A 12,046-nucleotide genomic window follows, 5' to 3' on the forward strand; every position below is an offset into this window, starting at 1 on the left:
TCGGGGCCTCCTCGTCAGGCGTTCGTGGTGAGATATGTCGTTATGAGCGCGATTAAGTGGGGAATTCTGGCGACCGGCGGCATCGCCGCGACCTTCACCGAGGATCTGAAGCTCCTGCCGGACGCCGAGGTGGTCGCGGTCGGATCGCGGTCCGAGGAGTCCGCGAGGGCCTTCGCCGACCGTCACGGCATCCCGCGAGCCCACGGAAGCTGGGCGGCACTGGCCGCCGACCCCGACGTGGACATCGTCTACGTCGCCAACACCCAGAACGCCCACCACGACGCCGTACGAACCTGCCTCGAAGGGGGCAAGGCCGTGCTGTGCGAGAAGGCGTTCACCCTCAACCGGGCCGAGGCCGCCAGGCTGGTCGACCTCGCGCGGGAGCGGGGCCTGTTTCTGATGGAGGCCATGTGGACGCGCTGCCTCCCGGCCGTCCGCAAGATCATGGAGCTGGTCGAGAGCGGTGCCATCGGCCCGGTCCAGACCGTCCACGCCGACTTCGGGTTCTCCGTCTCCGTCCCGCCCGAGCACCGGCTCCGCAACCCGGCACTCGGCGGTGGCGCCCTGCTCGACGTGGGCGTCTACCCGATCTCCTTCGCCCACATGCTGCTCGGCGCCCCCACCGGGGTGCGATCCTGGGCGCGGCTGACCCCCGAGGGGGTGGACGAGAACACCGGTGTGCTGCTCGGCTACGACAGCGGGGCGGTCGCCCTGCTGTCCTGCGGCATCACCACGCACAGCCCGGTCGCCGCGTCCATCTCCGGCACCCTCGGCCGGATCGAGCTGCCGGGCCCGTTCTTCCGCCCCGACACGTTCACCGTGCACCCGACGGAGGGCGAACCGGAGACCTTCCACGTCCCCTTCGAGGGGAAGGGCATGCTGCACGAGGCGGCCGAGGTCATGCGCTGCCTGCGTGAGGGCCTGCTGGAGAGCCCGCTGATGCCCTGGCAGGCGACCCTCGACGTGATGGGCATCATGGACGAGGCCCGCTCGCAGGTGGGTGTCCGTTTTCCCGGCGAATCTTAGGCATGTGAGGTGTTTTCCTTCCCGCACGCCTGAGGTGTTTCCCTTTCCGTACGCCTGAGGTGTTTCCCGGAAATGCGGGTGGGTTGTTCTTGGTGCTCGCTGCGGTGGGCGGGTGCTCCGGCCGGCCGTTTGGTTGCGCTCTGGTGGTTCAGGCCTTCGGCCTGCTCGGGCGTGGTGGTTGCGGGCTTTTTTAAGCCGGCCGGAACACCCGCCCACCTCCGCTGTACGCGTTCTGGCCGTTGGGGGTGCGGGCCGTAGTCGCTTTCTTTCCGGCGGCCCTGTCGGCCCGCCGCCGCTGAAGCGTCTGGGAAGGCCGGTTCAGGGCGGGCCGCCGTAGCTGAAGCGCCGCTGACAGGACCCAGTCCAGGGCTGAGGCGCCACAGGCCGGCCCCCGCTCAGGATTCTCCAGGTGCCCTTCTCAGGTTCCTCTCAGGGGGGTTCAGGGGCCTCTCAGGTCTTTCGTGATGTCGTTGTGCCCGCCGCCGTCACCAGAGCCGCGACGTCCGGGGAACGGGACGGGGGCCGCGTACGCCACCTTCCTCCAGGAGCCTGCCGACCATGACACCTCTCGCGATTCACGCCGGACTGATGTTCGACGGCACGGACCTGTCCGGCCCCACGACGGTGTTCGTGGAGAACGGGCGGATCACCGGTGTGGACACCACGGGAGCTCTTCCGCTGGACGGGGTGGACCTGATCGACCTGGGCGCGGACACCTTCCTGATGCCGGGACTCGTCGACCCCCACGTGCACCTCGGCTTCGACGCGGGCCTCGACCCGGTGGCCGCGTTCATCGCCGCCGACGACGCGGAGCTGCTGGCCAGGATGCGGACCGCGGCCGACAGGGCGCTCCGGGCCGGTATCACGACCGTGCGTGACCTCGGTGACCGCGGCTACCTGGCGCTGGCGCTGAGCGCGGAGTCGGAGCGACGCCCCGCAGGAGGGCCGGAGATCCTCGCCGCCGGGCCCCCGATCACCACGCCCGGCGGTCACTGCCATTTCATGGGCGGCGCGGCCGAGGGAGCCATCGCCCTGCGTGCCGCGGTACGGGAGCGGCACGAGCGAGGGTGCGCGGTGGTCAAGATCATGCTGAGCGGCGGCAACATGACGCCGGGCTCGCCGCCGCCACACGAGTCGCAGTACTCATCGGCCGACCTGCGGGTCGTCGTCGACGAGGCACATCGGCTCGGCCTGCCCGTCGCCGCCCACGCGCACGGCACGCAAGCGATCAGGGACGCGCTGGCGGCGGGAGTGGACAGCATCGAGCACGCGACGTTCGTGACCGCGGACGGTGTCGACGCGGACCCCGCCCTGCTCGCCGCCATCGCCGAGAGCGACACCTTCGTGAGCGTGACGATCGGAGTCGTCCCCGGCGACTCACCGCTCGTCCTGCCGCCGGAGGTCGCCAAGCGCGTGGAAGCCGTGCACGAGGCCCTCAGGACCCTCTACAAGCTCGGCGCCCGCATCGTGCTCGGTACGGACGCCGGCATCATGCCGGTCAAGCCGCACGACGTGCTGCCGTACGCCATCGCCCAGTTCACCGCGGAGGGGCCTTCCCCGTTGGAGGCACTCACGGCGGCGACCGGCCTCGCCGCCCGGGCGTGCGGGGTCTCCGGCCGGAAGGGACGGATCGCGGTGGGCGCGGACGCCGACCTGCTGGCCGTGACCGGGAACCCCCTCGACGATCTCGACCGGCTCCGGGACGTCCAGGCGGTCTTCCGCGCGGGCGTCCGGGTGAGGTGACCCGGGCACGGATGGGTTTTCGGGTGCCCAGCCCTGGACTGGGTCGTGCACGGGGTGCTTCAGCTACGGCGGCCCGCCCTGAACCGGCTCCAACCGACGCTTCAGCGGCGGCGGGCCGACAGGGCCGCCGGAAAGAAAGCGACTACGGCCCGCACCCCCAACGGCCAGAACGCGTACAGCGGAGGTGGGCGGGTGTTCCGGCCGGCTTAAAAAAGCCCGCAACCACCACGCCCGAGCAGGCCGAAGGCCTGAACCACCAGAGCGCAACCAAAACGGCCGGCCGGAGCACCCGCCCACCGCAGCGAGCACCAAGAACAACCACACGGCGCACCATGACACCAACCACACGGGCACCGCATAACCAACCACACGGCACCGCCTAACCGAGCACAGCCGGGAGACGCCCCGGACGCCTCATCGGGAGAAAGTCAGACGAGCTTCCAGTCGTGGCGTTCCAGGAAGGCGCGCTCGCCGGTGGCGTACTCGGTGAAGGCGTCCTGGACCGCCCCCAGGTCCGGGACGTGGGTGCGGAACATCCGGTTCCTGACGCTGTCCTTGTACTCCAGCTCGTAGCCTGTGATCTCCGGGGAGCTCTGGACGAAGTGCTCGCCGAAGACGACCAGGGCCGTGAACGGGTTCTGCGGGGACATGGTGGCGAGCGCGTCGGAGATGAGCTGGAGGTCAGGCCCGACCACGATCATCCCGTCGCCCGTCCGCAACTCCATGGTCGGGTAGACGCCTCGCGGAGACAGGTTGTGCACCAGGCCGCGCTGCGGGTCGTAGCAGACCAGCCCGCACTCGGCGGCGAGGGCGAAGACCCCGGCGGACACCTCGTCGGCCCGCTCCGGGTCCATGCCGACCAGGAGATGGTCAGGGGAGAGCCATTCGGCCCCGGGCAGCCGACCGGCGAACGCCGTCACCCCCGGGTGCGCTTCAGGACCCTCCTGCTCTTCGGGACCCGCCCTCCGCTCCCCGGAGGGAGCCGTCCCGGCGCCTTCCTGCTCTTCGGGACCCGCTTTCCGCTCCCTTAAGGGAGCCGTCCCGGCGTCCTCCCGCTCTTCGGGAGCCGCTTTCCGCTCCGTGGAGGCGTCCTCCTGGTCCCCGGGGTGAGGTGCGGCGCGATGAGGCTCCCCGTGGCGAAGGGACTGGAAGACCTTCTCCGCGTGTTCCCTGGTGATCGGTTTGGGCTCGTACCAGACGGCCAGTTCGAAACTCACGGTTCCATTGTCCTCCGGGTGCCTTTCCCGGTGGGAAAGGGCCGGACCGATCGAATGATCGGCCCGGAGGACGCGCCGGTGGCCGGGGCGTTCACGATACGCGGGAAGGGTCAGCCCCTGTTTGACCCTGCTGGAGGTGAGCCCGCCGTGCCCGCTCATCCTCGTACGGATCGTGAAGCCTCAATCGACCACGTGATCTCCTGCCATCCGGACGCTACGGAGTCGCTGCATATTTTCCGCATATACCGAACAAACTGATCAGGGGCAGCCGGTGATCGAGGATCCGAGGAGTCCGGCCAGGTCGGCCGCCTTCGTCCCGTCCCCGATGACGGTGAAGAGCTCGTGGGCCTCACGCCAGCACCTGACGGCCTTCTCCCTGTCTCCGGCCGCCACGTGGGCGAGGCCGAGGCTGCGGAGCGCGCCCGCCAGGTACGTCGTCCAGCTGCGGGTCCGCCACAGCGCCACGGACTCCGTCAGGCGCTCGACCGAGCGCGCGTGGTCGCCGTCGGCGCGGTCGAGGTCGCCCAGGATCCAGAGGGCGTCGGCCAGGTGGTGGGTGAGGTTGTAGCGGCGGCTGAGCTCCTCCACGGTGACGGCCGTGGGCCGCGCCCGCTCGTCGCCGTCGCCGGCGTAGAGCTTCGCCAGCGTGACCAGGGTCATCGCCTCGGACGCCGGGTCCCGCGCCACCCGGGACATGACGAGCGAGCGGTTGAGGCACCGCTCGGCGGGTTCGGACTGGCCGGTCTCGACGTACGCGAGGCCGAGGAACTGCAGGGACGTCGCCTCGAAGCGCGGGTTTCCCAGCGTCTCCGCCACCCTCAGCGCGCTCACCAGGTGCGGGATCGCCGAGAGGACGTCCCGCTGGCCGTGCGTGATACCGAGCGCCAGGTGGGCACGCGCCCGGCCGCCGAGGTGGCCGGTCTCCTCCGCGAGGTGCAGCGCCGTCTCCGCCGACTCCACGGCCGGTTCGACGAACCCCTGCGCGGCCAGGCCCCAGGCGCACATCACGTGGGCGTCCGACAGCCCGCGCGGCTCGCCGACCTCGGTGAACATCTCCGCCAGCCGGACGGCGTTGGTGTGCAGCGCGACCATGGCGCCGCCCTCGTGCTCGACGCCGGTCCAGGTGGTCACGTCGAGCAGCCCGCGCAGCATGACGGCCTCGCCGAGCAGGTTCCCCGCGTCGCGGCAGGCCAGCATGGCCCGCTCGTTGAGACGCCGGCACTCGGAGAAGAACCCGTGGGAGTCGAAGTAGCGTTCGAGGCACCCGGCGAGGTCCCAGGCGAAGTCGTCGAGCGCGAGGGCGCAGGCCTGCTCGATGAGACCGGCCAGCGCGGTCCGTTCGGCGTTGAACCAGGCGAGGGGGTCGCGCAGGAGGGACGCGGCGATGTCGCCGGGCAGCGGCCGGCGCGGCGCCGGGCCGTGGAGCACGGCGTAGCAGGCGCCGTGGACGTGTTCCATGGCCTGTTCCGCCAGCCAGAGCCACGCGCCGAACGCCCGGGTCGTCGCGAGCAGGAGTTCGGCCGGGTCCTCCTCGGCCTCCGCGCGCTCGCGGGCGTACAGCCGGACGAGGTCGTGGAAGCGGTAGCGGGCCTGCCCGGTGGAGTCGACCCCGGAGATGGTGGCGAGCTGGGCGTCCACCAGCAGCTCCAGGCATGTCTCCCCCTCCTCGTGCGGGCGGTCGAGCAGCGTGGCGGGGACCCAGCTCGCGAAGCCGGTGACGTCGAGGAGGCCGAGCAGCCGGAAGGCGCGCCGCGCGTTCTCGGGGAGGCCGACGTAGCTCAGGGCCAGGCTCGCCCTGACCGCGCGGTCACCGACGATCAGCTGGTCGAGGCGCCCGCGCTCGTCGCCGAGCCGCCCGACGAGCCAGGCGATGCTCTGCTGGGGACGGGCGGCGAGCCGCGCGCCCGCGATGCGCACGGCGAGCGGGATGCGGTCGCACAGCCAGACGAGTTCGGTGGCGGCGGAGAGCTGCGCGGCGACGCGGTCGTGCCCGATCAGCCGCGAGAGGAGCTCCACGGCCTCCTGGGTGCTCAGGACGTCCAGTTCGACGGGCCGCACGCCCTCCAGGCCGGAGAGCCTCGCGCGGCTCGTGACGATCACGGCGCAGCCGGAGACACCCGGGAGCAGGGGGCGCACCTGCTGCTCCGACGCCGCGTTGTCGAGGACGATCAGGACGTTCGCGCGGGCCAGGCGGCTGCGGTACAGCGCGGCGCGGGCCTCGACCGACTCCGGGATGCTCGACCCGGGCACCCCCAGCGCGACGAGGAACCGTCCGAGCACGTGGCCGGGATGCGCCTGCTCCTCCTCGTGCGCGCCGTGCAGGTCGACGTAGAGCTGCCCTCCGGGAAACCTGTCGGCCAGCCGGTGCGCCACGTGCACCGCCAGGGCCGTCTTGCCGATGCCGCCCATCCCGGTGATGACCGAGACGGTCGTCGCGGAGCGCTCGTCCAGCCGCGCGACGAGCTCCCTGACGTGCTGTTCGCGCCCCGCGAAGTCGGCGATGCTCATCGGCAGCTCGGCGGGAGGTTCGCGCTGCCCGGCGGGTCCCCCTCCGGTGCCCGGCTGCCCGTCCCGGTCGTCCGGCCCGTCCTGCCCGTCCCGCGCGCTCCCGCTCCCGCTCCCGCTCGCGGCGTGCCCGGGCCCGGCCCGCTCCCCGGCCAGGATCAGCCGGTGCAGGTCGCGCAGCCGCTCGCCGGGTTCGACGCCCAGCTCCTCGTTCAGCAGGCGCCGGATGTCGGCGTACACCGCCAGTGCCTCGGAACTCCGGCCGGCGCGGTTGAGCGCCACCATGAGGTGCGCCCGCAGGCGCTCGCGGAGCGGGTGGGCGTTCACGTGGCCGGTGAGCTCGGCGACGAGCTCCGGCTGGAACCGCACCGCGAGGTCGGCCTCGACGCGGTTCTCCAGGGTGGTGAGCCGCAGCTCCTCCAGGCGCGCCGCCTCGCCCGAGAGGTCCTCGACGAACCGCAGGTCGCCGTACGCGGGGCCGCGCCACAGCCGCAGCGCCTGGTGGAGGAAGTCCGCGGCCTCGCGGTGGTCATCGTGCAGGAACGCGTCGCGGCCGTTCTTCGCCAGTGACTGGAACCGATGGACGTCCAGCTCGCCGGGGTGCACGACCAGCAGGTAGCCGCCGTGCCGGCGCAGGACCCGGTCGTGGCCCAGGGACCGGCGGAGGCGGGAGGCGTACAGGCGCAGGTTGTTGTCGGCCGTCTTCGGCGGGTGCTCGCTCCAGAGGGCGTCCACGAGCAGGTCGTCGGCCACGGACCGGTTGGCGTGGTGGAGCAGCATCGCGAGCAGGGCCCGCTGCTTGCGTCCGCCCAGGGGTAGCGGCTGGTGGTCGGCCCTCACTTCGACCGGCCCCAGGACGGAGAAGTCCATACCACTCCCCTGGAAGGTTTCGCAGTGGCCAAGTGTGCCCGACCTCCCCCCGACCGTCAATGATCGTTAAGGGTTCCCGGGGGCCGGAACGGGCCACGGAACCCGGGAATCCACGGGGATCGCGCCGGGCGGGCGTCAGGCGGGCGTCAGGCGGGCGGCCTGTCGGCGGCGGCGACCCGCGACAGCTCCACGGTGCAGAACGCGCAGCGCTTGGCGTCGATCGGGATGTCGCTCAGGCACTCGGGGCATTCCTTCTCGGTGGCCTTCTTGTCCCTGTCGAAGAAGCCGATCAGCCGGGTCATCGGCATCACGACCAGCCAGTAGATGACCGCGGCGATGATCACGAAGCTCAGCAGGTGGTTGATGAAGTCGCCGTACATGAACTTGGAGCCGTTGACCGTGAACACGTACTGCGAGAAGTCCGGTTCCCTGCCGCCGGTGATCGCTCCGATCAGCGGCGTGATGAGGTCCTTGACGAGTGCCTGCACCAGCCCGCTGAAGGTCGCCCCGACCACGACGGCCACCGCGAGCTCGACGAGGTTGCCTCTCAGCAGGAACTTCTTGAATCCGCCCATCACTCATGTCCTCCACTTGTGAGACGGTCGGGCTACCCACCCGTCGACGGCCAAACTCCCGTATTTTCCGGGCTTTTCGTCGAAGAGGGACAGTACCGGAACGTCGCCGCGTGGGGCGTGCGGAAGACAAGGCGGTGGACGCGGAGGGCTACTATCGGCGCAGTTCGCGAGCAGGTCCCGCTGCTCGCGTCCGCCCGGAGGAAACGGCTGGTGGCCGGATGGACTTTCGTGTGCTGGGCCCCGTCGAGGTGTTCGCCGACGGAGGGGCGACGCTGGACGTCGGCCCCTACCAGCAGCGGCTGGTGCTCGCCATGTGCGTCCTCGCCGCCCCGCGGCCGGTCGGCCCGAACCGGATGATCGACGCGCTCTGGGAGGGCGGCCCTCCGCCGGGGGCGCTCAACACCGTGCAGGCGTACGTCTCCAAGCTCCGCCGCGTCTTCGAGCCCGGCAGGACGAGGAACGTTCCCCCGGCGGTCCTGGTCAGCAGGCCGGGGGGCTACGCGCTGGACGTTCCCGGCGGCGCGATCGACCTGGGCAGGGCGCGGGGGCACGCGGCCGGGGGCAGGAGCCTGGCGGCCGGGGGCGACCACGAGGGCGCGGTCAGGGAGCTGCGGCTGGCGCTGGGGGAGTGGAGCGGGGAGCCGCTCGCGGACCTCTCGGCCACCTCCTGGGCGGTGGAGGAGAGCGCGCGCCTGGCCGAGCTGCGGCTCACGATCGAGGAGGACCTGGCCGAGTCGGAACTCGCGCTCGGCCGGGGGGCGGCGCTGACGGGCGGGCTGGCCCACCTGGTGGGCGTCCATCCGTTCAGGGAACGGCTGCGCGTGCTCGCCGCCCACGCCCTCTACCAGGCGGGACGGCAGGCCGACGCGCTCGGCGTGCTCGCCGAGGGGCGCCGGCTGCTGATGGAGGACCTGGGACTGGACCCCGATCCCCGGTCGCGGGAGATGGAACGGCGCATCCTCGGCCAGGATCCCGCCCTGGCGCCCCGCCTCGCGGTGGAGGCGGGACGGACGGCGGAGGCGGCGGAGGAGGAGGGCGCCGGGCTGGTGGGCAGGGACGCCGAGGCGGAGGCGCTGGAGCGGGCGGTCGCCGGTGACGGGCACCGGGTGGTGCTGCTCGCGGGGGAGCCCGGCATCGGCAAGACCAGCCTGGCCGAGCGGGCCGCCGGGGCCGCGCGGGCGCGGGGCCACCGGGTGGTGTGGGGCCGCTGCTGGGACGGCGTCGGCGCGCCGCCCTTCTGGCCCTGGACGCAGGCCGTGCGGGACCTGGTCGGCAGGGACGGCGAGCTGGCGCGGCTGGCCGGAACCGGGGGTGCTCCGGGAACCGGGCAGGCGGGGCAGTTCGCGCTGTACGAGGCGTTCGCCCGGCTGCTGAACGAGCACGGCCGGGTCCTGGTGGTCCTCGACGACCTCCAGTGGGCGGACCCCTCGTCGCTGCGGCTGCTGGAGTTCCTCGCCTCCACCCGGCTCTGCCCCGAGCTGACCGTCGTGGCCACGTACCGCGACACCGACGTGCGCCCCGGCGAGCCGCTGGAGCACGTCCTCGGCGCGCTGTCGCGGCTGCCGCACGTGCGGCGGCTCCTGCTGCGCGGGCTGGTGGAGGAGGAGGTCCGCGAGTACCTGGGACGGGCCGGGGCCGACCCCGCCCTGGCCGCGGAGATGGGCAGGCTGACCGCGGGCAACCCGTTCTTCCTGGGGGAGGTGCTGCGGCTGGGGGAGACCCCCGAGGCGCTGTCGGACGTCGTGCGCGGCCGGATGACCGGTCTGCCGCCCGGCACCGAGGAGGTGCTGACCGTCGCCGCGCTGCTCGGCAGGGAGGCGCCGATCGACATCCTGACGCGCGTGGCGGGGCTGCCCGAGGAGCGGGTCCTCGACATCGTCGACGCCGCGGTGGGGGCCCGGCTGCTGGTCGAGGGCGACGGGCCGAGCTGCCGCTTCGTCCACGACATCGTCCGCGACGTGCTGCGCGAGGCACTGCCGCCGCTGCGCCGCAGGAGGCTGCACGCGCGGATCGCGGAGGCCCTGGAGGAGCGGAGCGGGACGCGCCTGACCGAGATCGCCCACCACTGTCGCGAGGGCCTGCTGAACTCCCGGATGGCGGGCAAGGCCATCGGCTACACCAGGCGCGCGGCGGCCCAGGCGACCGCGCAGTTCGCCCACGAGGACGCGGTGGAGGACCTGGGGAGGGCGATCGCGATGATCGACCGGCTGCCGGAGCCCGACGACGCGCTCCGCTGCGACCTCCTGCTCGACCTGGCCGAGGCGCAGACCGCGGCGGGGATGAGCGCCGCGGCCCACGCCTCGCTGGAGGCCACCGCGGAGATCGCCGAACGGCTCGGCGACGACAGCCGGCTGGCCAGGGCGGCGCTGGGGTTCTCCGACCCGATCTATCTGGCCATGTACGAGGAGATGACCGGCATCGATCGGCTGGCCGAGCGCATCGACCGGGTCCTCGCCTCCGACCTGGCCGGGGACTCGCCGTGGCGGGCCCAGCTGCTCGCCGCCGCCGCGCTGACCGGCTCGACCGTACGGCCCGTCGAGCGGAGCGTGGAGATGGCGGGGGAGGCGGTGCGGCTCGCCCGCCTCGCCGGTGACGACCGGACCCTGTCCAGGACGCTGATCGCCCTGGAGATCCTGCTGCGCTCCGGCCACGACCACGGGCGCCGCGAGGCGGTCGCCGGCGAGATCGTGGAGATCGGCCGCCGCGCCGGCGACCTGGCCGTCGAGTGGATCGGCAGGGAGAACGAGTACGTCGAGCTGACCGCCGGGGGAGCCGCCGGGCGGGCCGCGGAGCTGCTGGACTGGCTGCGGGAGACCGCGGAGCGGCTCAGGCTCCCCTCGATGGTCAGCCTGGCCGCCTGGCAGACCGCGGTCCGGGCCTACCTGTCCGGGCGCTTCGCCGACGCGCTCGCCGCGGCCGACGTGTCCGGCGCGGCCCACCCCGAGGGGGCGCTGGGCCGGGACGACGCGTCACTGCGGCGGGAGGTGTTCCGTTTCCTGTCCCTGCGGGCGGCGGGCCAGGGTAGCGAGCCAGGTGAGGTTCAGGGCCGCGATTCGGGTGAGGTTCAGGGGCGCGAGCCGGGCGGCGGGGTTCAGGGGCGCGAGCCGGGCGAGGCGGGCAAGACGGGTGAGGCGCTCGCGCTGGCCGACGAGATGCTGGCCCGCCGTCCCGGCCAGAAGCCCTGGCGGATCCTGCGCTGCCTGGCCCTGATCGACCTGGGCAGGACGGCCGAGGCACGCGACGACTTCGCCGGCCTCGCCCGCGACGGTTTCGCGGCGATGGGTCCCGAACTGGCCTACCGGTTCGTCCCGGACGCCGTCAGCGAGATCTGCGCGGCGCTCGGCGACGAGGAGGCGGGGAGGATCCTGTACGGCGGGCTCGCCCCGCACGCGGGCCGGCTGCTGGGCTGGTCGCTGACCGACCTGTGCCTGGCCAGGCTGGCCCTGCTCGGCGGCGACAGGGACCTGGCGGAGACCCATCTGCGGGCCGCCGAGGCGTTCGCCGCCAAGGCGGGACTGCGCGTCCACGAGCCCGCGCTCCGCGCGCTGGGCGAGACGCTCCGCTCAACGGGGACGTGATCGACGGTGACGCCCCGGGGCCCATGCGCCGGCCGGCACGTTTCGCCCGCGACGGGAGGGTTAGGGGGAAGGGGCTGAGGTGTCCATGGCCGGGGGCCAGGAGGAGCGAGGAGCGCGCGTGGCCGTCAACCGTGTGGTGACCAACATCCTGTCCGACCGCCTGGTCGAGACCAGGGACTTCTTCACGGAGTTGCTCGGCTTCCAGGTCAACTTCGAGGAGGACTGGTACGTGCACCTCTCGGCGCCCGGCAATCCGGCGCTGGAGGTGGCGGTCTGGCGCAGGGACCACGAGCTGATCCCCGAGCCGTACCGCCAGAGGCCGGCGGGCGCGATCCTGACCGTCGTGGTCGACGACGTGGACGCCGTCCACGAGCGGGCCGGCACCCTGGGGCTCACGGTCGTCGCGCCACCGCGCGACCAGTTCTACGGCCAGCGCAGCTGCCTGCTGCTCGACCCCAACGGGCTGGTGGTGGACATCTCCACCCCCGTCTGATCTACGCTCGGTCGACGCATGTCATCACCGGGGGATCTG

The 12,046-nt window shown here is 72.6% G+C and carries 7 protein-coding genes; 4 read left to right on the forward strand and 3 right to left on the reverse strand.

The features are described 5' to 3' along the window. The first annotated feature begins 42 nt into the window (after positions 1 to 42). Positions 43 to 1,026, forward strand: a complete 984-nt coding sequence (locus ACFFRH_RS08570; protein ID WP_344746605.1) for a Gfo/Idh/MocA family protein — start codon at positions 43 to 45, stop codon at positions 1,024 to 1,026. Between the two features lie 558 nt (positions 1,027 to 1,584). Next, positions 1,585 to 2,769 carry an amidohydrolase family protein gene (locus ACFFRH_RS08575; RefSeq protein ID WP_344746606.1) on the forward strand — a complete coding sequence of 395 codons (1,185 nt, stop codon included), beginning with the start codon at positions 1,585 to 1,587 and terminating at the stop codon, positions 2,767 to 2,769. A gap of 428 nt (positions 2,770 to 3,197) precedes the next feature. On the opposite strand, the gene ACFFRH_RS08580 is transcribed toward ACFFRH_RS08575, so the two are convergent. The 3 genes from ACFFRH_RS08580 to mscL form a co-directional block, all read right to left on the reverse strand. Continuing rightward, the gene (locus ACFFRH_RS08580; protein WP_344746607.1) at positions 3,198 to 3,986 is read right to left on the reverse strand and encodes a hypothetical protein; all 789 of its coding nucleotides are present in this window, start codon (positions 3,984 to 3,986) and stop codon (positions 3,198 to 3,200) included. A 258-nt stretch (positions 3,987 to 4,244) separates the two neighbouring features. Next, the gene (locus ACFFRH_RS08585; RefSeq protein WP_386155443.1) at positions 4,245 to 7,361 is read right to left on the reverse strand and encodes an AfsR/SARP family transcriptional regulator; all 3,117 of its coding nucleotides are present in this window, start codon (positions 7,359 to 7,361) and stop codon (positions 4,245 to 4,247) included. A 146-nt stretch (positions 7,362 to 7,507) separates the two neighbouring features. Then, complete coding sequence (mscL, locus tag ACFFRH_RS08590) at positions 7,508 to 7,936, reverse strand: large conductance mechanosensitive channel protein MscL (RefSeq protein ID WP_386155445.1); 429 nt, start codon at positions 7,934 to 7,936, stop codon at positions 7,508 to 7,510. Positions 7,937 to 8,154: 218 nt separating this feature from the next. On the opposite strand from mscL, the gene ACFFRH_RS08595 reads away from it, so the two are divergent. Continuing rightward, positions 8,155 to 11,514 (forward strand): ATP-binding protein, encoded by a 3,360-nt coding sequence (locus ACFFRH_RS08595; RefSeq protein WP_386155448.1) that lies wholly within the window; start codon positions 8,155 to 8,157, stop codon positions 11,512 to 11,514. 118 nt (positions 11,515 to 11,632) lie between these two features. Beyond that, on the forward strand, positions 11,633 to 12,007 hold the full coding sequence (locus tag ACFFRH_RS08600; protein ID WP_344746427.1) for a VOC family protein: 375 nt from the start codon (positions 11,633 to 11,635) through the stop codon (positions 12,005 to 12,007). The last annotated feature ends 39 nt before the right edge of the window (positions 12,008 to 12,046 follow it).

Origin of the sequence: Streptosporangium vulgare, from assembly GCF_042428775.1 — a bacterium.
Lineage (GTDB): Bacteria > Actinomycetota > Actinomycetes > Streptosporangiales > Streptosporangiaceae > Streptosporangium > Streptosporangium vulgare.

Coding starts and splice junctions, on each gene's coding strand:
- mscL (WP_386155445.1), bottom strand. CDS start 7,936: ATGGGCGGATTCAAGAAGTTCCTGCTGAGAGGCAACCTCGTCGAGCTC.
- ACFFRH_RS08575 (WP_344746606.1), top strand. CDS start 1,585: ATGACACCTCTCGCGATTCACGCCGGACTGATGTTCGACGGCACGGAC.
- ACFFRH_RS08585 (WP_386155443.1), bottom strand. CDS start 7,361: ATGGACTTCTCCGTCCTGGGGCCGGTCGAAGTGAGGGCCGACCACCAG.
- ACFFRH_RS08595 (WP_386155448.1), top strand. CDS start 8,155: ATGGACTTTCGTGTGCTGGGCCCCGTCGAGGTGTTCGCCGACGGAGGG.
- ACFFRH_RS08570 (WP_344746605.1), top strand. CDS start 43: ATGAGCGCGATTAAGTGGGGAATTCTGGCGACCGGCGGCATCGCCGCG.